This window comes from Trinickia acidisoli (genome assembly GCF_017315725.1).
GTDB classification, from domain to species: Bacteria; Pseudomonadota; Gammaproteobacteria; order Burkholderiales; family Burkholderiaceae; genus Trinickia; species Trinickia acidisoli.
This window is the reverse complement of sequence record NZ_JAFLRG010000001.1, coordinates 1,928,561-1,951,154: the sequence shown is the minus strand read 5'-3', so window position 1 is coordinate 1,951,154 and position 22,594 is coordinate 1,928,561. Positions and strand designations below refer to the sequence as shown.

Below are 22,594 nucleotides of genomic sequence, written 5' to 3'. Positions count from 1 at the left end.
CGCACGCTCCTCCTCATGCCGCAATCCGCCACCTCGTCCGCCTCGTCCAATTTGCCACTCGCGCTCGTCAAAGCCGGTCAACGGTTCGCGTTCGACGGCACGCACGGCTCGTCCGATGCCCTGCTGATCGCGCGCTACAGCGAAACGGCGCGCGGACAGGCACAGCAAGCGCCACGAGGGCAGCCGCCGCTCGTCGCCGTCGTTTGCGCGAGCGCCGTCGACGCTCAACGCCTCGCGCAAGAAATTCCTTGGTTCGCGCCGAACGCGCGCGTGCGCCTGCTGCCGGACTGGGAAACGCTGCCTTACGACACGTTTTCCCCGCACCAGGATCTCGTTTCGGAACGGCTCGCGACGCTGCACGATCTCGGCGAAGGCCGCTGCGACATCCTGCTCGTGCCGGCCACGACGGCGCTGTACCGCATGCCGCCCGCCGCATTTTTGGCCGCCTATACGTTCTCGTTCGCGCAAGGCGAACGGCTCGACGAGGCCAAGCTAAAGGCTCAGCTCACGCTCGCCGGCTACGAGCACGTGAGCCAGGTCGTGCGCCCCGGCGAATATTGCGTACGCGGTTCGCTGATCGACCTGTTTCCGATGGGCTCGCCGCTGCCGTACCGGATCGACTTGTTCGACGACCAGGTCGACTCCATTCGCGCATTCGACCCCGACACGCAGCGCAGCCTCTATCCCGTGCGCGACGTGCGCCTGTTGCCCGGCCGCGAGTTTCCGTTCGACGAAGCCGCGCGCACGGCCTTTCGCAGCCGCTGGCGCGAGGTCTTCGAGGGCGACCCGAGCCGTTCCGCGATCTACAAGGACATCGGCAACGGCGTGCCGTCAGCGGGCATCGAGTATTACCTGCCGTTGTTCTTCGATGAAACGGCCACGCTGTTTCACTACCTGCCCGAGGGCACCCATCTCACGTTCGTCGGCGATCTCGACACCGCGATCCGGCGCTTCACGGCCGATACGAAGCAGCGCTACGGCTTCCTTTCGCATGATCGCGAGCGGCCGATTCTCGAGCCGCAGCGCTTGTTCTTGTCCGATGACGATTTCTACACGCTCGCCAAGCCGTTCGCACGCCTCGTGCTGCCCGCGGACGACAGCGGCGCGTGGGCCACGGCGCTGCCGGTGCTCGCGATCGATCGTCATGCCGACGATCCCGTCCTCTCGCTGCGCCGCTACATCGAGGCTGGCGAACGGCGCGTGCTCGTTGCGGCCGAGTCGGCGGGCCGGCGCGAAACGATCGCGCAGCTTTTCGCCGACCACGGCCTGCGGCCTGCGTCCGCCGACAGTTTCGACGACTGGCTGACGACCGATGAGCCTTTCGTCCTCGGCGTCGCACCTCTGACGAGCGGCTTCTCGCTGCCCGGTGAGCGCATCGCGATCGTCACCGAAACGGAGCTCTACGGCGCGCTCGCGCGCCGCGCCGGGCGCCGCCGCCAAGAGCAGGCCAGCAGCGTCGATTCGATGGTGCGCGATCTGTCGGAGCTCAAGGTGGGCGACCCCGTCGTTCATGCGCAGCACGGCATCGGCCGCTATATGGGGCTCGTCGCGATGGATCTCGGCGAGGGCGAAACCGAGTTCCTGCACCTTGAATATGCCGGCGACAGCAAGCTTTACGTACCCGTTGCGCAGTTGCACGTGATCTCGCGCTACAGCGGCGCCGATCCCGAAAGCGCGCCGCTGCATGCGCTCGGTTCGGGACAATGGGAGAAGGCGAAACGCAAGGCGGCGCAGCAGATTCGCGATACGGCCGCCGAACTGCTGAATCTTTACGCCCGCCGCGCCGCGCGCGAAGGCCATGCGTTCAAGCTCGAGCCGCGCGACTACGCGAAATTCGCCGAAAGCTTCGGCTTCGAGGAAACGCCGGATCAAGCCGCGGCGATCGCCGCCGTGATCGGCGACATGACGGCGGGCCGGCCGATGGACCGGCTCGTCTGCGGCGACGTCGGATTCGGCAAGACCGAGGTGGCGCTGCGAGCCGCGTTCATTGCCGTGATGGCCGGCAAGCAGGTCGCGCTGCTCGCGCCGACGACGCTGCTCGCGGAGCAGCACACGCAAACCTTCACCGACCGCTTCGCCGATTGGCCCGTGCGCATTGCGGAGCTCTCGCGCTTCAAGTCGACGAAGGAAGTCAACACGGCGATCGCACAGATCAATGAAGGCACGGTCGACATCGTCATCGGCACACACAAGCTGCTTTCGTCGGAGGTGCGCTTCAAACGGCTCGGCCTCGTCATCATCGACGAAGAGCACCGCTTCGGCGTGCGCCAGAAAGAGGCCCTCAAGGCCTTGCGCGCGGAAGTCGACGTACTGACACTGACGGCCACCCCGATTCCGCGCACGCTCGGCATGGCCCTCGAGGGCCTGCGCGACTTCTCCGTCATCGCAACGGCGCCGCAAAAACGCCTCGCGATCAAGACATTCGTGCGCCGAGAAGAAGACGGTGTCATCCGCGAGGCCATGCTGCGCGAACTCAAGCGCGGCGGCCAAGTGTACTTTCTGCACAACGAGGTGGAGACGATCGAGAACCGCCGCGCGATGCTCGAGGCGCTCGTGCCCGAGGCCCGCATCGCCGTCGCGCATGGCCAAATGCACGAGCGGGAGCTCGAACGCGTGATGCGCGATTTCGTAGCGCAACGGGCGAACGTGCTGCTTTGCACCACCATCATCGAAACCGGCATCGACGTGCCGAGTTCGAACACGATCATCATTCATCGCGCCGACAAGTTCGGCCTCGCGCAACTGCACCAATTGCGGGGACGTGTCGGGCGCTCGCATCACCAGGCTTACGCTTACCTGCTCGTGCACGATCCGCAGGGACTCACGAAGCAGGCTCAGCGGCGGCTCGAAGCGATTCAGCAGATGGAGGAACTCGGCTCGGGCTTCTATCTCGCGATGCACGACCTCGAGATTCGCGGCACGGGCGAAGTGCTGGGCGACAAGCAATCGGGCGAGATCCACGAGATCGGCTTCCAGCTCTATTCGGACATGCTCGCCGACGCCGTGAAGGCACTCAAGAATGGGCAGGAGCCGGACTTGACCGCGCCGCTGGCCGCGACGACTGAAATCAACCTGCACGCACCCGCGATTCTGCCGGCGGACTACTGCGGCGACGTGCAAGAACGCCTGTCGATCTACAAGCGGCTCGCGAGCTGCGAGACGAGCGATTCGATCGACGACATCCACGAGGAACTCATCGATCGCTTCGGCAAGTTGCCGCCACAAGCCCACGCGCTCGTCGAAACGCACCGTCTGCGGCTCGCGGCGAAGCCGCTCGGCATTTCGAAGATCGATGCCGGCGAAGCCGCGATCAGCCTGCAATTCGTGCCGAACCCACCGATCGACGCGATGCGCATCATCGAGATGGTGCAGAAGCACAAGCACATCAAGCTCGCGGGACAGGACAAGCTACGCATCGAAACGCGCAGCCCGGATCTGTCCGTGCGCCTGGCGACCGTCAAGGAGTCGCTGCGCGCGCTCGGAGCCCCGTCGCGGCAAGGCGCGGGCGCCACGGCGCGCTGAGCGCGAGCGGCGGCTGCCTCGATCGGCGCCCCGCCCCATAATAGGCATATGTCGCGTGTCACTCGGCGCGCCGGCATACCGTCGCGCGAGTGCGTCATCGCCATCCGCACCGCTACGATGACGCACTGCACAAGCGCGGTTGAGCGCCGGCATTTGGGTCCCTCTCCGATTTTTCGGTATGATGGCAGCCACTTAAAAGCTGGAGCGTCGCCATGTCGCAGGATGCTGAAACGGCACCGTTTTCCCTTCCTTCGTCGCCATCTCGGCAGGCTTTAGCTCCCCCGCTTTCCGATTCGCCGTCGCCGCTCGGCTTGTCCTGGGTCCAGCGGCTCGTATCGATCGATACGACGAGCCGCGTCCCGAATCTCGGCCTGATCGAGACGGTGCGCGATGCGCTGGCGTCGCTCGGCATCGCCGCTACCTTGACGCACGACGATCGAGGCCAATGGGCGAACCTGTTCGCGACGATCCCCGCGCACGACGGCGCAACGAACGGTGGTGTGGTGCTGTCGGGCCATACGGACGTCGTCCCTGTCGACGGTCAAGCATGGGACAGCGATCCATTCCAGCCGGTAGTGCGTGACGGCCGGCTCTACGGGCGCGGCACCTGCGACATGAAAGGCTTCATCGGCAGCGCGCTGGCGCTCGTGCCCGAGATGCAAGCCGTGCGACTCGCCAAGCCGATTCACCTTGCCCTCTCGTTCGACGAAGAGATCGGCTGCACCGGCGCGCCGTACATGATCGCCGACCTGGTGCGGCGCGGGGTGAAGCCCGACGGGTGCATCGTCGGCGAGCCGACCAACATGCGCCCCATCGTGGCCCATAAGGGCATCAACGCCTACCGCTGCTGCGTGCGCGGCCACGCGGCCCATTCGTCGCTAACGCCGAAGGGGCTCAATGCGATCGAGTACGCCGCGCGCCTGATCTGCCACATTCGCGATCTGGCCGACGCGATGCGTCGCGATGGCCCGTTCGACGAGTACTACGACGTTCCGTTCACGACGGCGCAGACGAGCACGATCGAAGGCGGCAACGCAATCAACACGGTGCCGGCCGAGTGCCGCTTCGCGTTCGAATTCCGCAATTTGCCGACGCTCGATCCGGAAGCGATCTTCGCGCGCGTCGAACGCTACGCGCACGAGACACTGCTGCCGCAAATGCGTCGAGAGCACCCGAACGCCGCAATCGAGTTCACGAAAATCGCCGCGGCGCCGGGCCTCGATGCGTCGGAGCAAACAGCGATCACGGCGCTCGTGCGGGCGCTGACGGGCAATCACGAGACGCGTAAGGTCGCCTACGGCACCGAAGCCGGGCTGTTCGCGCGCGCCGGCGTGCCGAGCATCGTCTGCGGGCCCGGCGACATCGAGCAGGCCCATAAGCCCAATGAGTATGTCGAACTGACGCAGCTCGCCGCTTGCGAAGACTTCCTGCACAAGTTCATCCGCAGTATGTCGGTCGGCGCGCAAGCCTAGCGCGCCCGCCTCTTTCTCGACGCGCTCCGAGCCATGTCCACCGCCATGCCGCAGCCCACCGATCGTACGATCGACACCGAGCCGATACCCACGCTCGATGCGATCGCCACGCAACATTTCGCGCTGACGCCTTGGGTGCTGCGCACGCCAGTGTTCGAACGACACGATTTCCCCTCTCTCGAAGGGACGTCGCTCAACTTCAAGTTCGAACTGCTGCAAGCGAGCGGCTCGTTCAAGGTGCGCGGCGCCTTCACGAACCTGCTCGCGCTCGATGCCGCACAGCGCAGCGTCGGCATCACGTGCGTCTCGAACGGCAATCACGCGGCGGCCGTCGCCTATGCTGCGATGCGGCTCGGCATGAGCGCGAAAGTGGTCTTGCTGCGCGCGACGAGCCCGGTGCGTCTCGCACTGTGCCGGCACTACCGCGCCGAAGTGGTCTTGGTCGATACGGCCGACGAGGCGTTCGACACCGTGCGCCGCATCGAAGCCGAGGAAGGCCGCTTTTTCGTGCATCCGTTCAACGGCTATCGAACCGTGCTCGGCACCGCGACGCTCGGTTACGAATGGGCTACGCAAACGCCCGACCTCGATGCGGTGATCGTGCCGATCGGCGGCGGCGGCCTCGCGGCCGGCGTCTCGACCGCGCTGCGCCTGGCCAATCCGCGCGTGCACGTATTCGGCGTCGAGCCCGAAGGCGCCGACGTCATGAGCAAGAGCTTCGCCGCGAACCATACGGTGAAGATGGGCCCGACGAACACGATCGCCGACTCGCTCGCGGCGCCCCATACCGAGCAATACAGCTACGAACTCTGTCGCCGGCATATCGATCGGCTCGTCACCGTCCCCGACGATGCGCTGCGCCACGCGATGCTCAAGCTGTTCACGCGGTTGAAGATCGCCGTCGAGCCCGCTTGCGCCGCGCCGCTCGCAGCGCTCATCGGGCCTCTGCGCGAAACGCTGCAGGGCAAGCGCGTCGGCATCCTGCTCAGCGGCTCGAACACCGATCCCGCTACGTTTGCTTCGCAAGTCGAGCCCTTGCCTGCCTAGGCCACTCAAGCCGCTGATATCGACGCTCGCCGAGCGTCGGCCTCGCGCAATCAGCGCGCATCGTTCCGAGGTTATCCCCAGTTTTTGTTGACAGACCTGTTGATAAGCTTGGGGCGATCGCGCTAAGCGGTTGTACGCGCAACGTTTTTCTTCCCGAGCCTCATTCGCGACAGACGCCGGCGACGAAGCGTTGAAATGCGCTCGGTCGGATCAGTCATTCGTCGTCGGATGCGGCCCGATGGACAGAGATTCCCTCCAGCGGATCCGTCGCCTCGCGCCACGGCGCGCGCGCGAGCATCTTGCGCGTGTCGTCGTAGCCGGCCGTGCGGCGGCGTTCGATTCCGCCCGGCGAGAAGTCGATATCCTTGTGAAGATCGTCTTCGCCGAAGCTCGGCGCATCGAGTTCGATCACTTGCATCGTCGTGCCGCAGCCCCAGGCGAGCAAGTCCCGCACGGCCTGCGTTTCGCGCATCGGTTCCGCGATGTATTGCTCGAGTTCGCGGATGACGTGGCGCAACCGATGAATCTGCCGCTGCCGCTCCAAATGGCTCTGCGCGCGGCTCGAATATTGGATGTCGCGCTGGCGCACCACGGCTTCGAGAATCGACTCGGGCTCGCGTCCGTTCGCGGGCCAAAGCTGAACGGCAAAGATGACCGAGCTGCGGCGCGGCCGATCGTCGAGCACGGCTTCGAGTGGCGTGTTCGAATAAATGCCCCCGTCCCAATATGATTCGCCGTCGAGCTGAACCGATGGAAAGCCGGGCGGAAACGCGGCCGACGCCATCACGTGCTCGACGGTGAGCGCAGCGTCCCGATTCGTGAAGTAACGCATGCGTGCATTGGCGACATGCACGGCCCCGACGGTCAATCGAACAGCGCAGGTATTGAGGTAATCGAAATCGACGAGCGCATGCAGCGTCTCGCGCAGCGGCCGCGTCGTGTAGAACGCGGCGTGCTCTTTGCCGAGCGGGACGTGCATACCGAGCCATGCATAGGGCGACGGCGCGAAAAACGCTGGAATGCCTTGGAGAAAAATCGAGGTGCGACGCCACCAATCGTCGAGCGCCGGCAGCCACCCCGAGGTCACGCTGCCAGCCGCCGCCACGCGCGACCAGAATGCGTCCAGTTGTGCGAGCCGCGTCTCGGGCGGATTACCGGCAATGATTGCGCCGTTGACGGCGCCAATCGACGTGCCGATTACCCAATCGGGCTCGATGCCCGTATCGTGCAGCGCCTGATAGACGCCTGCCTGATAAGCGCCGAGCGCCCCACCGCCTTGCAGCACGAGCACGATCTGGCCGACGATCCCGGCGCGCCCTGGTGGTTGGGGTTGGTCCTGCGGCGGCTCGTAGGCGCCGCCCGTCGCATTCTCGTCCATCTGCCTCTCCGTCGTGTCACGCGAAGCAATCTGTCCGACATACGCAGGCGTGCGCTACCTGGATGCATCGCGCCCTAGGGCCGATTGTCCTCGAAAAGGTTGAGGATCTGCTTTTGCTCTTTTTGCGTCACGTCGGGCGGTGGCGGCGCGGGTGCAGCAAGGCCTGCGGGACCGATCGACCCGACGGCGTCGCTCGCACCGCTGGCCAGCGCCGTACCCGAATCGATGCCGACGCTCGCGACGAAGCCGTCGCCCGGCACCTTGTCGGCCAGATAGAGCTCGCCGTTGATCGTCGCCACCCCCTCCGCCGGCATCGGCATCGGCTGATCGGGCACGCCGCGCAGCGCATGGCTCATATAGTCGACCCAAATCGGCAACGCGAGCTGCGCGCCGAACTCGCGGCTACCCAAACTCTTTGGTTGATCGTAGCCCATCCACGCAACCGCGACGAGCGTCGGCTGATAGCCCGCGAACCAGCCGTCCTTGGCATCGTTCGTCGTACCTGTCTTGCCCGCGAGATCGGAGCGATGCAGCACGTTGGTGCCCGCGCCCGTACCTGCCGTTGCCACCGAGTGCAGCAGACTGTTCATGATGTAAGCGTTGCCGGCGCTGATCGTGCGCGGCGCATTCTGGCCCGCGACGATCGGCTGCGCCTTCGAAATCGGCTGGCCGCGCGCGTCGTCGACTTCAGAGATCAGGTACGGATTGACGCGATAGCCGCCGTTGGCGAAAACCGAATACGCCACCGCCGATTGCAGCGGCGTGACGAGGCCCGCACCGAGCGCCATCGGCAAGTATGGCGGCGTCTTATCCGCGTCGAAGCCGAAACGCTGCGTGACGTAGTCTTGCGCGTACTTCGTGCCGACGAAGGACAGAATCCGGATCGAAACGAGGTTCTTCGATTTTTCGAGCGCGACGCGCATCGTCATCGGCCCTTCGGGCTGATCGTCGTCCTTCGGCTCCCACGGTTGGCCGCCCGGTGAACTCGGCGGGAAATACAGCGGCGCGTCGTTGATGAGCGTGGCCGGCGCGAGACCCTTTTCGAGTGACGACGAATAGATGAACGGCTTGAAGCTCGAACCCGGCTGGCGCCACGCCTGCGTGACGTGGTTGAACTTGTTCTTGTTGAAGTCGAAACCGCCCACGAGCGCACGCACGGCGCCGTCCTGCGGCGACAGCGACACGAGCGCGCCTTCGACCTGCGGCAATTGCGTAATCTGCCAGTTACCCTTCGCATCGGGCATCACCCGCACGATCGAGCCGGGGCGAATGCGTTGCGTCTGCGACGCGCGCGGGCCCACGGCGAACGCCGCGAAACGCAGGCCGTCGCCGCTGACCTGCGCCGTGTCTCCGTCGACGAACTGCACCGTCACTTGCTTGGGGCTCGCCGCCGTGACGACGCCCGCGACGAGTTCGCCGTCGTCCGGATGATCCGCGAGCGCGTCGTCGATCGCTTCGTCGCGGTCGTCGCCGGCCGCCGGCAACTCGACATACCCTTCAGGCCCGCGATAGCCGTGACGGCGCTCGTAGTCCATCACGCCCTTGCGCACGGCCGCGTAGGCGGCGGCCTGATCGGCCGAATCGATCGTCGTCGTGACCGTGAGGCCCCGCGTGTACGTTTCGTCCTTGTATTGCGCATACATCATCTGCCGCACCATTTCGGCGACGTACTCGGCATGCACGCTGTACTCGTTGCCGGCGACCTTCGTGTGGATCGGCTCCTTCACGGCCTCGTCGTATTGCGGCTGCGTGATATAGCCGAGCTCGAACATCCGCTTCAGGATGTACTCCTGGCGGATCTTCGCGCGCTTCGGATTGACGATGGGGTTGTATGCCGACGGCGCTTTGGGCAATCCGGCGAGCATCGCGGCCTGAGCGATCGTGATGTCCTTCAGATCCTTGCCGAAGTACACGCGCGCGGCCGCGGCAAAGCCGTAGGCGCGCTCGCCCAGATAAATCTGGTTCATGTAGAGCTCGAGGATCTGATCCTTCGTGAGCGCGCGCTCGATCTTATAGGCGAGCATCATCTCGTAGATCTTGCGTGTGTACGTCTTCTCGCTCGACAGGAAGAAGTTGCGCGCCACCTGCATCGTGATCGTGCTCGCGCCCTGCGAGGCGCCGCCGTGCATCAAATCGGCCGTGCCGGCACGCAAGATGCCGATGAAGTCGACGCCGCCATGCTCGTAGAACCGATAGTCCTCGATCGCGAGCACCGCCTTCTTCATGATGTCGGGGATGTCTTGGAAACGCACGAGGCTGCGCCGCTCTTCGCCGAACTCGCCGATCAGTACGTGATCGGCCGTGTAGACCCGCAGCGGCACCTTCGGACGGTAGTCGGTCAGCGCATCGAGCGAAGGCAGTTGCGGCGCCATGACGATGAGCGCGTAGCCGACGATCAGCGCACCGACCACCGCCAGCGCGGCTATGAGGCCCGCGAAGGTCAATGCGATGCGCGCGCCGACGGAGCGGCGAGGGGGAACGGTAGCGGGACGGGAGGAATCTCGGTCGTCGGCCGGGCGGTCGGCGGAAGGCGGTCGTTTAATGATAGGCATGACGGCATGGATGGCGCGGCTCTCAGCGCCTTTGCGCGCGGGCGGTATCCGCCGCGCAACTCGTAATCGTGTGGTCGGCCGTGTTCGGCAACGAACCGCCGGGTGCGGGCCAACAGCGCATTTTAATGAAATCGTCGCGAGCGCATCGGAATTTTTTTGTAAGAATTGACGCAAACCGAAGCGCAGACCGGCAGATTCGCCCGATAGCCGCGGGTTATCAACAGAAAATGTTGAAAGACCTGTGGAGAAGCTGCAGAAAACGCGTGCAAGTCATTGATCGCGCGCGAATATCGCGGCCGGGCACGTTTCGAGGCAGCGCGCACCGCTCTATGATGGAAGATGTCGTTGCCCCGCCCCGATTCTCCGGCCACGCCGTGCAAGCCGCACGGCGCGTCCAACGCCAGCGAGCCGACCATGAACCCGCGCAGCGAACGCCTCGTCGTCTTCCTTTCTCCTACCCAAAAGCGCGTGCTGGCGGCCCGTGCGGCACGCATGGGCATCAGTCTCAGCGAACTCGTGCGGCGCGCGGTGCTCGCGTTCGACGATACGGGTCAAGAGGTTCGCGCGGCGGGCCTCGTCGATCGGCTCAGCGCTGCGCAAAGCGAAGCCAGCCAAAACGACACGCTGCGCCGGCTCGCGGCTGGGCGCGAGCCGGTTTCGGCACCCGCGGCGCGCCACACGCGGCCCTGCGCGGGTGCGGCCGGCGAATCTGGGCACGCCGGCGCCCCCGCGCATGCGTCGGGCGCGCGCCCGGCCGATCAGCCCAACTCGCAGCCCGTGGTCGCGGCCGTCGCCCGAGCGCTGGCGTTGCAGGCCGAGGCGCGGCCCGACGAGCAAGCGGCAACGGACAACGAAACGCTCGTGGCCCGCGTCATCGCCAACGAGACGCGCCCGCCAACGGGCGAAGCCGACGGCCCCGAGCCTTTTCCGGCAACCGGGCGCCTCGATTGAGCCGCCGCCCTCGACACCGCGCCGAGCACCGATGGCCGAACGGGCATCGCTGCTCGACGCGTATGATTTAAGCGGGTTTTAACGATACGCTGATGTACTATCCCCGGGCGGCAAAAAATGGGAAGCGATGACGACGCGGCTCTTGCAATCGCGTTGCGCATCCCGACATTCGGCAGGCGCGTTGCGCCGCCGAACGCAACGCGGCGTAGCATGTAGCCATCGGAACCGATGCATCGCCGCGCGCCCACGCCCGGCACCGACTTCAATTCACGGAGGATTTCATGTCGCTATTCGACTCCATTTCGCGTACCGTCAAGGGTTTGCTCAACGATGCGGCCGAGTCCGTGCAGGACCCTTCGCGCGACTCGCGCCAGATCGTGCGCGAGCTCGACGACAGCATCGGAAAGGCCGAAAACGCGCTGATCGAGATCGAAGCCCAGGTCGCCACGCAGCAAAGCAAGCGTGACGCCGCCGCAGAAAAGGCGAAGAAGTACGAAGACGGCGCCAAGCGCGCACTGCAATCGGGCGACGAAGGCCTCACACGCGAAGCGCTGGCCGCGCAGGCGAACGCCGAAACGGAACGCGATGCGCTCGCGAAGGAGTTGGCGACGCTCGAGCCGTCCGTCGATCAACTCAAGAGCCAGATCGCCGACATGCGTCAGCGCCGCAACGACTTGAACGCCCGCTCGAATATCCTCCAGGCGAAGCAAGAAATCGCACAAGCCAAGGACGTGGCCGCGACCGCGCTCGGCGGTATCGGCGGCAAGAATCTGTCCGAAGACTTCCGCAAGCTCGAGGACAAGGTCGCGCTATCGAATGCACGCTCGGACGCGCGGCTGAACTCGGCCGATACGTCCTCGGGCAAGGCGCTCGAAGACAAACTCGCTGCGCTCGATCATGGTCCCTCGGTCGAGGATCGTCTCGAAGCGTTGAAAAAGCAATTGAACGCGAATACGAATACGCCGGCGCAATGATGCCGGGCGATGCGCGGCGCCGCCCGGCGTGCGCGCTCGAACAGGTCGATGGTTATGGAGACGGGCGCTTGCGCCCGGTTCAGTCAATGAAGACATTCCTCGCGGCCGTGGGCGCCGCCCTGCTCTTCGTCTCGAGCGCGGCCTTCGCCGTGCCGAGCACGAACCAAGTGGAACACGCGATGGCGCAAGGCAATTGGCAGCAAGCCGACGCCGAGCTCTCGCAGGTGATCGCCGCGCATCCGAACAACGCGCACGCGCACTACCTGTACGGTCAAGTCCTCGAGAACGAAGGCCGCTACGCGGATGCGCTCGCGCAGGTCGAGCAGGCCAAGACGCTCGACCCGCAAATCCGCTTCACGCGCCCGGACCGCTTCGCGCAAGTCGAGGCCCGGCTTCGTACGGCCGCCCAGCACGCGGGCGCCACGGCCGCAACGGCGCACGGCGCGGCGAATTCGCTCGTTCAAACGCTGCCGACCGCACCGACGCGCCACGGCCCGTCCATGGCCGCATGGATCGGCTTGGCGATCCTGATCATCGCTGTCGTGCTGATTCTGCGCTGGACGCTGCGCCGCGCGCGTTCGAACGATGACGGCCGCGCCGACGAAGAGCGCCGCGCGCAGCTCAAGCGCGTGACCGAACTGCTCAACGCGGCCCGCTCGCTCAAGCTCGATGCGCGCCTATCGAGCGCCCCGGGCCACGAGACGCTGGCCAGCGAGGTGGAAAACGTCGAGAACCAACTGCGGGCGCTCGTCGAAGCGCTGTCGAACAACGGCAATCCGGTCCCGGCCTATCAGATCGACGATCTCGCACGCCAGATCGATAGCCTCAGAGCGCGCGCCGAAGGCCGGCCCGATCCGAACGCGCAAGCGCCTGGAGCAGCCCCGTCGGCTTATGCGCAAGAAGCGGAACGTCTGCAGCAACAGGCCCCCTACGGAATGCAGCAACCGTATCCGCAGCAGCAGCCGGTCATCGTTCAGCAAGGCGGCGGCGGTATGGGCGGGCTGCTCACCGGCGTGCTGCTCGGCGAAGCGCTATCGCATGGCCGTGATCGCGTGGTCGAACGCGACGTCTATGTCGACGACGACGAAGCGCGCCGGCGCGCTGCCGAAGGCGGCAACGGAGGCGGCCTCGATTTCGGCCAAGGCTCCAGCGACTGGAACGATAACGGCGGCAGTGACGGCAACGTCGACTTCGGCAACGACGACTCGGGCGGATGGAGCGATAACTGAGCGTGGCACGTTCGTCCAAGATCCCGCTGCGGGTGGCGATCGTCGGCAGCGGGTTCTCCGGCATCGGCATGGCGATCCGGCTCAAACAAATGGGCATCGCCTCGCTAACGGTCTACGAGGCCGCGGTCGACATCGGCGGCACCTGGCGCGACAACGCCTACCCGGGCTCCGCCTGCGACATCCCCTCCCATCTCTACTCGTTCTCGTTTGCGCCGAATCCGTCGTGGTCGCGCACGTTCGGCGCACAGCACGAGATCCTCGCGTATTTGAAGCACTGCGCGCGCGAGCACGGCATCGAACCGTTGATCCGCTGTAACGCGCGCGTGGCAGCGGCGCGCTTCGACGACGACGCGCGCATCTGGCGGCTCGACGTCGTCACGACGCACAGCGAGCCGCGCGATGCGCGCCACCCTCTCGATGACGCAGCCATCTTCGCACCGCGCGCAACGCCCGTCGGCGCCGAAGCACCCGGTACCTCCCGCGAAACGGTCGAAGTCGACGTCGTGATCGCGGCGAGCGGCCCGCTTTCGCGTCCGGCATTACCTGAAATCGCGGGCCTCGAGCGCTTCCGCGGTGCACGCTTTCATTCGGCCCGCTGGGACCATACCTACCCGCTCGAAGGCAAGACGGTCGCCGTCATCGGCACCGGGGCGAGCGCCGTGCAATTCATCCCGCACATCCAGCAGCGCGTGGCGCAGTTGCACGTTTTTCAGCGTACGCCGCCGTGGATCATGCCGCGCCCCGATCGCGCGATCGGCAAGCACGTGCAGCGCGTGTTCCGCCACGTGCCGTTCGCGCAGCGGCTCGCGCGCTGGGCAATCTACTGGCGTCACGAAGCACGCGCGCTCGCCTTCATCGTGAACCCGAAGTGGATGCAAGCGCCGATGCGCTTCGGCCTGAGCTACTTGGAGCGCCGCGTGCCGGACCCGGCGCTGCGCGCCAAGCTCACGCCCGGCTACTTGCTCGGCTGCAAACGCGTGCTGCTCTCGAGCGATTACTATCCGGCGATCACGCAGCCGAATGTCGACGTCGTGACCGCGCCGATCCGCGAAATCGTCGCGGACGGCCTCGTGACCGAGGACGGCCGTCACTACCGCGTCGATGCGATCATCTGCGGCACGGGGTTTCAGGTGGCCGATGCTGGCGCGCCCTTTCCCATCATCGGCGCGCGCGGCGCCGACCTCGATGCGCGCTGGCGCAGCGATGGCCCTCAAGCCTACCTCGGCACGAGCATCGCCGGCTTTCCGAATTTCTTCATGATGGTCGGCCCGAACACGGGGCTCGCTCACAACTCGATGATCTATATGATCGAGTCGCACGTCGCCTATATCGCGAGTTGTCTGCGCACGCTCCGTCGACGCGGCGCGCGCACGATGGAGGTCCGAGCGGACGTCGAGCGCGCGTTCAACGAGCGGCTGCGGAACGCGTTTCGCGGGTCGGTCTGGATGAGCGGCTGCCGTAGCTGGTACCTGTCCAAGCGGGGCAGAAACACGGCGCTTTGGCCCGGCTTCACGTTCGCCTTCCGTCAGCGTACGCGACGCGTGCACGCCGACGACTATGAATTCGGCGATTAGCCCCTGCCGTTGCGGCTGCGCTGCTTCGCGCGAGAAGCCAAAAACGGGGCACAGCCCGAAGCTGCGCCCGCCCGCCTTCCACCTAGCCCTCGCCCCTGTTCGGCGTTCGCTAAGCCGTCATCAGCTCGCGAGTGCCGCATGCGCGCCAACCGGCTCGCGCAAGTGCCGGGGCGCGCTAGCCCGTTGCGACTGCTCGAGCGTGCGCACCTCGACGTGGAACGCGGCAACGGCCGCATCGAGCTGCGCCGCCTGCTCCTCGAGCGACGTCGCGGCGGCTGCGGCCTCTTCGACGAGCGCCGCATTTTGCTGCGTCACGGAGTCCATCTGCACGACGGCTCGATTGATCTGCTCGATGCCGGAGGATTGCTCGCCCGAAGCCGCGCTGATCTTGCCGATGATATCGGTCACGCGATGCACGGAGGCCACGACCTGACCCATCGTTTCGCCTGCGCGAGCCACGAGCGTGTTGCCGGTCTGAACCTTCTCCGCCGATGCCGCAATCAACGATTTGATTTCCTTGGCAGCGCTCGCGCTGCGCTGCGCGAGGCTGCGCACCTCGCCCGCCACCACCGCGAAGCCGCGCCCCTGCTCGCCCGCGCGCGCCGCCTCGACAGCCGCGTTCAGCGCCAGGATGTTCGTCTGGAACGCAATGCCTTCGATCACGCCGATGATGTCGCCGATCTGATGCGAGCTAGACGCGATGTCCTCCATCGTGCGCACCACATTGCCCACCACTTCGCCGCCGCGCGTTGCCGTATCGGACGCGTCGCGAGCAAGGTCGCTCGCCTCGAGCGCGTGAGTGGCGTTGAGCTTCACCGTGGCCGTCAACTGCTCCATGCTCGAAGCCGTTTCTTGCAGCGATGCGGCTTGCTGTTCGGTTCGCTGCGACAGATCGGCGTTGCCCGTCGCGATTTCGCGCGCGCCATGCATGATTGCTTCGGAACCCGTGCGCACGCGCGAGACCGTCGCGACGAGCGCCGCCTGCATGCGCTGCAGCCCAACCAGCAACCGTCCCATTTCGTTGTGCTGCTCGGCGGCTATCGTCCCCGTCAGATCGCCCGACGCGATACGCTCGAAATGGCGGATCGCGACGTCGATGGGTCGTATGACGGCCGAGACGAGCGCTGCGCGGGCGAACAAGCCGATCACGAATGCAATTGCGGCGATCACCGCCGCGCCTGTCGCCAGGCGATGGAACGTCGCCTGCGCATTGGTGTAGCGAGCCTCCTGATGCGAGACTTGCAACGCCTCGAGTTCGGCGATCGCCGTTTCGTAGCGCCCGTAGAGGTCGTTCGCGGTTTGCCCTTGAATCGTGCGGAACGTGTTGAAGTCGTTCTGCTCCAGCGCTTGGAACTCGGGATTGATCGCCTGCTGCACGAGCGCCGTGCGGGCCGCCCCGACCGCATCCGCCAAGCGCGATTCATTCTCGTCGCGCGGCTTTTTCAGATAATCGGCCCACTGCGCATCGCTGTCCTTCAAGACCACATGCGCCTTCGGAAGCAAGTCATCGCCGGCCTTGCCCATCGAAAATAGGGTTTCATAGCTGCCGAGCGCGAGCCGCACTTGCAGCATGCGCTCGGAACTCGTCTTTAGATGCGTGAGCGCAGGCGTATCGGTCGCATACATTTGTTCTAGCGCGTCGTTGCTTTTTTGGAGCCCCAACATGCCGGCGGCCATCGCCGCTATCAAAGCGAGCGTATAGCCCGCGATCGTGAGCGTAAGCCCACCGCGAATAGTGAAGCGTTTGAACATGATGGCATCGACGTGCGCGCGCTCATGACGAGGCGTCGCACGGTCCCCTCCGTGGTGGTGGTCAAGCAAGCACATGCGGCTCTCTGCGGAGCGTCGGATAAGGCCCGGCCTGCTGCGAGTGGTGTGATCGGGCGCGTCGTGCGTGCGAAGGTTCTCGCGCAATCTAAGCGTTTCGCGACGATTGCGCAATGGCTGGAAGCACTATCGCCATACTATCGTCATCCCCCCTCAAGTCGAGCCTCCCGTCGTCCGTTAACGCAAAGGAAAGCCCACCGGCAAGCAGGCGCGGCGGCTCGTCTTGACCCGGCGCAACACCGCGTAAGTGCCGCGTAAGCGAGTTCGGATAGATATGGGCCGCAAGCGCCGCCCGTTCGCGGCCGAAATCGACAAAACACCGTGCGCGACCGACTCGAGTCCGCGCGAAGGAGACCACCATCATGCGCTTAACCTTGCGCCGACCGCGTGCCGCGCGTTCGATCGTCGGCAACATCGCCGAACAAGCGGGCAAACTCGGCATCGAGATTTGCGACGTCTCGGGGCACGTCGAGGAAGTCGCGAGCCGCGTGGCGAAGAATGCGCACGTCTGCCGCTCGCTGCGCGAGTCGGCGTCGGTCACGATGCAGGGCAATCATCGGATCGCCGAGGCGGCGCGGCAGGTGCGCGTCGTCAGTAGCGAGGCATCGACCGCGGTCGAGCAGTCGCGGCAAACGCTCGATGCGTCGCTTGCCGACATCCACGGGCTCGTCGAAGGCGTAACGAGCATCGCCACCCAGATCGAGGCGCTGCGCGAAGCGCTCGATCACGTGAGCACCGTCTCCGAAGAAATCTCGCTGATCGCACGTCAAACGCATCTGCTCGCAATCAACGCGGCGATCGAGGCGGCGCGCGCCGGCGAGTCGGGCAAGAGCTTCGCCGTCGTCGCGGCCGAAGTCAAAAACCTCTCGAGCAAGACCGCGCAAGCCACCGCGCAGATCGAGGCGACGCTCGCGCGCCTGACCCAGCAGACGGAGCAGCTCATCGCCGACGGCGCCGAGAATACGGCACGCGCGCACCGCGTCAAGGAAGGTTCGACGACGATCGGCGACATCGTCGAATCGACGGGAACGGCGATCAACCAGCTCCATGAAGAGGCGCAGCAGATCGCGACGCTGACCGGCGACATCGAAACGCAATGCCATCGGCTGGAAGAACAAGTGGGCGACATGGCGAGTGGCGTCGAACACTCGAGCGAAAACTTCCAGCAAGCCAAAGATCGACTCGCCAGCCTCCTGTCCGTCTCCGAAACGCTGATCGAGCTGACGGCCGCGACCGGCGTCGAAACGCCCGATACACGCTTCATCGAAGCGGCGCAGCGCGCGGCGGCATTGATCGGCAAGCGCTTCGAACAGGCCCTCGCGCGCGGCGAGATCACCGAGGCTGCTTTGTTCGACGCCCACTACGCGCCGATCCCCGGCACCGCCCCCCAGCAATTCACGACGCAGTTCACCGCCTTTACCGATCGCGTGCTGCCCGAGATTCAAGAGCCGCTCTTGGCGTTGGACCCGCGCGTCGCGTTTTGCGCCGCCGTCGACGTGCGCGGCTATCTGCCGACGCACAACCGCAAGTTCTCGCAGCCGCAGCGCGCGGGCGACGCCGTCTGGAACACGGCCAACTGCCGGAACCGGCGTATCTTCCCCGATCGTGCCGGGCTCGCAGCCGCGACGCAGACCAAACCGTTCTTGTTGCAGACTTACCGGCGCGACATGGGCGGCGGCGCGTATGCGATGATGAAGGACGCGTCCGCGCCGATCTTCGTCAACGGCCGCCACTGGGGCGGCTTAAGGCTCGGCTACAAGAGCTGACGCACGCCCGCAGCGCGAAAAATCTTCCGCGACGATCGGCCGTTCGCTATCATGGCCGCGATGGCATGCGCCTTGCACCCCTCGATGCGTCTCGCATGCGCCTCGTCCCAAGCAAGGAGGAACAACAATATGGGCATCGTCAAGGAATTCAGGGAGTTCGCGGTCAAGGGCAACGTGATGGATCTTGCCGTCGGCGTCATCATCGGCGGCGCGTTTTCGACGATCGTCAATTCGATCGTCAAGGATCTCATCATGCCGATCGTAGGCGTCGCCACGGGCGGCCTCGACTTCTCGAACAAATTCATTCGCCTCGGGGACATCCCCCCTTCGTTCAAGGGCAATCCCGAATCGTTCAAGGACTTGCAAACCGCGGGCGTAGCCGCGTTCGGTTATGGCTCGTTCATTACGGCAGTCATCAACTTCCTGATCCTCGCGGTGATCGTGTTCGGTATCGTCAAGTTCATGAACTCGCTGCGCAAGCCGCAGGAAACCGCACCGGCCGCGCCGGCTCCGACGCCCGAAGACGTTCTGTTGCTGCGCGAGATCCGCGATTCGCTCAAGCAGCGCTGAAGCGCGCCGTCTTCGCACGGCGGCCTGCGTGCAGCGCGCCTAGCCGACGCGCTGCGGCGCGCCGCCTTGCGCTTTGGCCTCGGCCGCACGCTGTATCAGCACTTCGAGCTGCGTGAAATTGACCGGTTTGGTCAAATGAGCCGTGAACCCGGCGGCCAGGCAGCGCCGCACGTCCTCGTCCGAGCCGTATCCTGTCAGCGCGATCGCCGGCACCTGCGAATGGCGGCGCACCGTACTGACGAAGTCGAGGCCCGTGCCGTCGGGCAAACCTACGTCGCTGACGATCAAATCGAACGCGCGCGCATGCGTGGCCGCGAGCGCTTCGGCCACGGATGCGGCAACCGCTACATCGTGCCCCAGTGCGCGCATCAAATGCGCCATCACATCGGCCGTGTCCACGTGATCTTCGACGAGCAAGATGGCGATCCGCTCGTCGCCCGCCGCCTTCGCCGACGCCGCCGGCACGGGCTCGACCGCCGGCGCGGCCGTGGTCGGCAGCGCGATCGCGAACGTCGCCCCGCAGTGCGGGCCCGGGCTGCGCGCGCTCACCGAGCCGCCGTGCGCATCGGTCAATGCTTTCGTGATGGCGAGCCCCAGACCGAGCCCGCCGAACTGCTGCGTCATCCGCTGGCTGCCCTGCTCGAATGCATTGAACAGCTTACCGATCTGTTCGGGGGCAATGCCGATGCCGGTGTCCTCGATCTCGATCTCGATACGCATCCGGGCATCGCGCGTCCGCACGTAGATATGACCGCCATCGGGCGTGAACTTCGCTGCGTTGCGCACGAGGTTCCATAGCATTTGCTGCAGCCGGGCCGGGTCCGCGAGCACGTAATGGTGCTCGGCTCGCTTGTCCACATGCACGTCGAGCGCTTTGACTTGTATCTCGGCGCGAAAGAGCTCGAGCACGCTGTCGACGACGTCGTGCACGTCCACCGTTTCGAGCGCCAGCCGCAGCTTGCCGTTGGCCACGCGCGTCAGGTCGAGCAAGTCGTCGATGAGCCGCGCCTCGAGTTCGATGTTGCGCCGTATCATCTTCACGCTAGCCTGGGCGGCGGCCGGCAGCTCGGGCATCGTTTCGAGCACACGTGTGCCCGCCAGCACCGGCGTAAGCGGCGTGCGCAGTTCGTGCGAGAGCATGGCGAGGAACCTGTCCTTCGCACGATTGGCCTCCTCGGCCGTCTGCCGCGCGCATTGCTCGGCCGCGAGCAACCGCTCGCGCTCCTCCATCGCCTCGCGCTGCGATTGAATATCGGTACAACTCGCGAACCACTTGCCGACGCCCCCGCTCGCATCGAGCACGGCGGCAATGCGCATGTCGAACCAGCGATAGGTGCCGTCGGCCGCACGCAGCCGCAGCTCGTGCCGATAATCGACATCGGCTGCCCCACCCACGGCGTCGAGCCACGATCGACGTAGCGCATCGCGATCGTCGGGATGAACCGCATCGAACCAGCCGAGCCCGCGAGATGCCGCTTCGTCGAGCCCCGTGTAGGCATACCACTGCTTCGAAAAGAAGTCGCACTCGCCCTGCGCATTGCGGGTGAAAACGAGATGCGGCAACGCCTCGGACAAGCTGCGGTAGTGCGCTTCGCGGTCGCGCAGCAACAGCGCCTCGGCCGATGCGCGCTGCAGGCGAACCTGCGCCAGCACGCGCTCGACGGCCTCGGGCAAATAGTCGAGGTAGCCACCCGCTTTCGGCACGACGTCCGAGATACCCGCACGCAACGCCTCGATTACGCGCGATTCGTCGGTGAAACCTGTGACGAGAATCGCAGGCAGTGCCGTGCCTTCGGCCCGCAAGCGCCGGAAGAAATCGAGCCCGGTCTCGGCGCTGCCCAGCTGATAGTCGAGAACGAGCAGATCGGGGGCATCCGCTGCGAGCTGCGCATGCGCGGCCTTAGCGCTCGGATAGGCGAACACGCGGCAGCCAGCGCGTTCCAGCGACTTTCGTGCGAGTCGCAAAATACCCTCGTCGTCGTCGACGACGAGCACGCGGGCAGGCTCCTGGCGAGAAACGTCGATCATGCTGGTGGGTGTCGGCTCGTTCGCCCCGGGGCCTCGGGCATCAGGTCATCCGCAACGGCTGCTCGGGCAGCGTCACGTAAAACGTCGAGCCGACGCCCTCCGTCGATTCGACCCATGCGCGTCCGCCATGCCGCTCGCTCACGCGGCGCACGAGCGCGAGCCCGATGCCGTCGCCTTTGGCGCGGTCGCCGTGCAGCCTTTGAAATGCGCTGAACATTTTCGGCATGCAAGCGTCGGGAATCCCAAGCCCGTTGTCGCGAACATAATAGGTACGCATTCTAGGCGCTCGTTCGCCGCTTTCGCGCGGCGGCTGCTCGAGCGTGCCGATCTCGACGCGGCCCGGGCGAGACGGATCGACGTAATTGACGGCGTTGCCGATAAGATTGGCGAAGATCTGCTCGATCGCAGTTGGGTCGCCCCACACGGGCGGCAACTCGCCGACGGACACGGCGACGCCGCGTTCGACGACCGCCTGGTGCAGCGATTCGACGACGCGCGCCACCGCGCGCGCGACGCTCACGCGCTGCCACTGGTATTCGAGCCGGCCGGCACGCGAGATCCGCAGCAGTGCATCGATGATCGAGGCCGAGCGCGCGACGGCGGTGCGCAAATAGTGCAACGCCTCGCTCAAGTTACCGTCGAGCACGCCCGTGATGCGCGTGCGCTCGACTTCAGGCAACCGCGCCGCGTCGAGCATCGTACGCAAGTCGTCACACGAAACTTGCAACTCGCGCGAGAACCCTTGCAGATTGACGAGCGGCGAGCGCAAATCGTGCGACACACTATAAATGAACATGTCGTTGTCCTGCTTTTGCTGCCGCAGATTGTCGTTGACCTGCGTCAGCTCTTGCGCGCGCGTCTCGAGCGTCGCCTGCAGCGCGCCCTGATCGTGTTCCGATTCGGTCAACCGCACGCTCGTTCGATGCAGCGCGGCATCGAGGTCGGCAAGCTCGTCGTTGCCGGCGAGCGGCGCACCGAGCGCCTGCGACCGGCCGAGCCGCTGCGCGTTGGCCGTCAGCGTGCTCAGGCGCCGGCCGATATTGCCGACGAACGCGAGCGCCGCGATCGCCCAAATCAGCATCGAGCCTGCGATCGCGGCGATCAGCGCGTAGCGCTGCTGTTCGCGGGTCGCGGCGAGGTCCGCGCTCCGCTCGGTATCGAGCCGCGATTCATCGGCGACGAACGCGCTGAGCTCGTCGCGAAACGCTTGAATCGCGGGGGGCAGCGGCGCGTTGTCGAACGACGTAAGCTGCATGTGCTTGCCCTCGCGCAGCGCCGCATAGACCTGATCGGTCTGCGCGCGATACGTGTTGACCGCCGCGCGCATGCGCCGCACGCGCTCCACTTGCAGCGGATCGTCTTCGACGAGCTTTTCGAGCCGCGACAGCCGATCGCCGAGATCGACCCACACGACCTGCCGATCCACGAAGGACGCATCGCCGAGAATCAGACCGGCGCGAACGCGCGCAGCCTCCCGCAAGAGCGGATCGACGATGGCCGATGCCTGGTAGAGCACCTGCTTGCTGTGCGACGCCCATTGCGCCGCCTGCGTCACCTGCTCCTGCGTCTTCGACAACATGCCGACGAGCGCAAGTTCGACCAAGCTCGGCACGGCGATCAGCAGCAGCCCCTTCGTGAATAGTTTCATGCGTCCTTGGCGGCCTCATCGAGTCGCGCGCCTCGCACTGGCGCGGCACGGCGCTT

Annotated in this window: 15 protein-coding genes; 9 read left to right on the top strand and 6 right to left on the bottom strand. The window is 65.6% G+C overall.

Annotated features, from left to right (window positions below; genetic code table 11):
- Positions 1-15 precede the first annotated feature (15 nt).
- From mfd to J3485_RS08940, 3 genes are all read left to right on the top strand, one after another.
- Positions 16-3,522: a transcription-repair coupling factor gene (gene mfd, locus J3485_RS08950; protein WP_206952134.1), complete on the top strand. Its 3,507-nt coding sequence runs from the start codon at positions 16-18 to the stop codon at positions 3,520-3,522.
- A gap of 212 nt (positions 3,523-3,734) precedes the next feature.
- Complete coding sequence (argE, locus tag J3485_RS08945) at positions 3,735-4,994, top strand: acetylornithine deacetylase (RefSeq protein WP_206952133.1); 1,260 nt, start codon at positions 3,735-3,737, stop codon at positions 4,992-4,994.
- 33 nt (positions 4,995-5,027) lie between these two features.
- The gene (locus tag J3485_RS08940) at positions 5,028-6,041 is read left to right on the top strand and encodes a threonine/serine dehydratase family protein (RefSeq protein ID WP_206952132.1); all 1,014 of its coding nucleotides are present in this window, start codon (positions 5,028-5,030) and stop codon (positions 6,039-6,041) included.
- 214 nt (positions 6,042-6,255) lie between these two features.
- Here J3485_RS08940 and J3485_RS08935 read toward each other — a convergent pair whose 3' ends face one another.
- The 3 genes from J3485_RS08935 to J3485_RS08925 form a co-directional block, all read right to left on the bottom strand.
- Positions 6,256-7,419, bottom strand: a complete 1,164-nt coding sequence (locus J3485_RS08935; protein WP_206952131.1) for a patatin-like phospholipase family protein — start codon at positions 7,417-7,419, stop codon at positions 6,256-6,258.
- 74 nt (positions 7,420-7,493) lie between these two features.
- Positions 7,494-9,971, bottom strand: a complete 2,478-nt coding sequence (locus J3485_RS08930; protein ID WP_206952130.1) for a penicillin-binding protein 1A — start codon at positions 9,969-9,971, stop codon at positions 7,494-7,496.
- A gap of 122 nt (positions 9,972-10,093) precedes the next feature.
- Complete coding sequence (locus J3485_RS08925; protein ID WP_206952129.1) at positions 10,094-10,387, bottom strand: hypothetical protein; 294 nt, start codon at positions 10,385-10,387, stop codon at positions 10,094-10,096.
- Between J3485_RS08925 and J3485_RS08920 the strand changes: the two genes are divergently transcribed.
- The 4 genes from J3485_RS08920 (at position 10,386) to J3485_RS08905 (ending at position 14,699) form a co-directional block, all read left to right on the top strand.
- Positions 10,386-10,922 carry a hypothetical protein gene (locus tag J3485_RS08920; protein WP_206952128.1) on the top strand — a complete coding sequence of 179 codons (537 nt, stop codon included), beginning with the start codon at positions 10,386-10,388 and terminating at the stop codon, positions 10,920-10,922. The genes J3485_RS08925 and J3485_RS08920 overlap by 2 nt on opposite strands.
- A gap of 281 nt (positions 10,923-11,203) precedes the next feature.
- Positions 11,204-11,896 carry a PspA/IM30 family protein gene (locus J3485_RS08915; RefSeq protein WP_206952127.1) on the top strand — a complete coding sequence of 231 codons (693 nt, stop codon included), beginning with the start codon at positions 11,204-11,206 and terminating at the stop codon, positions 11,894-11,896.
- Between the two features lie 86 nt (positions 11,897-11,982).
- On the top strand, positions 11,983-13,125 hold the full coding sequence (locus J3485_RS08910; RefSeq protein ID WP_206952126.1) for a tetratricopeptide repeat protein: 1,143 nt from the start codon (positions 11,983-11,985) through the stop codon (positions 13,123-13,125).
- Between the two features lie 2 nt (positions 13,126-13,127).
- The gene (locus J3485_RS08905; RefSeq protein ID WP_309476994.1) at positions 13,128-14,699 is read left to right on the top strand and encodes a flavin-containing monooxygenase; all 1,572 of its coding nucleotides are present in this window, start codon (positions 13,128-13,130) and stop codon (positions 14,697-14,699) included.
- Between the two features lie 120 nt (positions 14,700-14,819).
- On the opposite strand, the gene J3485_RS08900 is transcribed toward J3485_RS08905, so the two are convergent.
- Entirely contained in the window at positions 14,820-16,451 is a 1,632-nt protein-coding gene (locus tag J3485_RS08900; protein WP_206952125.1) for a methyl-accepting chemotaxis protein, read from the bottom strand.
- Between the two features lie 437 nt (positions 16,452-16,888).
- On the opposite strand from J3485_RS08900, the gene J3485_RS08895 reads away from it, so the two are divergent.
- Both J3485_RS08895 and mscL read left to right on the top strand, forming a co-directional pair.
- The gene (locus J3485_RS08895) at positions 16,889-18,292 is read left to right on the top strand and encodes a methyl-accepting chemotaxis protein (protein ID WP_206952124.1); all 1,404 of its coding nucleotides are present in this window, start codon (positions 16,889-16,891) and stop codon (positions 18,290-18,292) included.
- Positions 18,293-18,421: 129 nt separating this feature from the next.
- Positions 18,422-18,862, top strand: a complete 441-nt coding sequence (gene mscL, locus J3485_RS08890; protein ID WP_206952123.1) for a large conductance mechanosensitive channel protein MscL — start codon at positions 18,422-18,424, stop codon at positions 18,860-18,862.
- Positions 18,863-18,901: 39 nt separating this feature from the next.
- Here the strand turns inward: mscL and J3485_RS08885 are convergent, their stop codons facing one another.
- The gene (locus tag J3485_RS08885; RefSeq protein ID WP_206952122.1) at positions 18,902-20,890 is read right to left on the bottom strand and encodes a hybrid sensor histidine kinase/response regulator; all 1,989 of its coding nucleotides are present in this window, start codon (positions 20,888-20,890) and stop codon (positions 18,902-18,904) included.
- 40 nt (positions 20,891-20,930) lie between these two features.
- Positions 20,931-22,538 carry a sensor histidine kinase gene (locus J3485_RS08880; RefSeq protein ID WP_206952121.1) on the bottom strand — a complete coding sequence of 536 codons (1,608 nt, stop codon included), beginning with the start codon at positions 22,536-22,538 and terminating at the stop codon, positions 20,931-20,933.
- Positions 22,539-22,594: the final 56 nt, after the last annotated feature.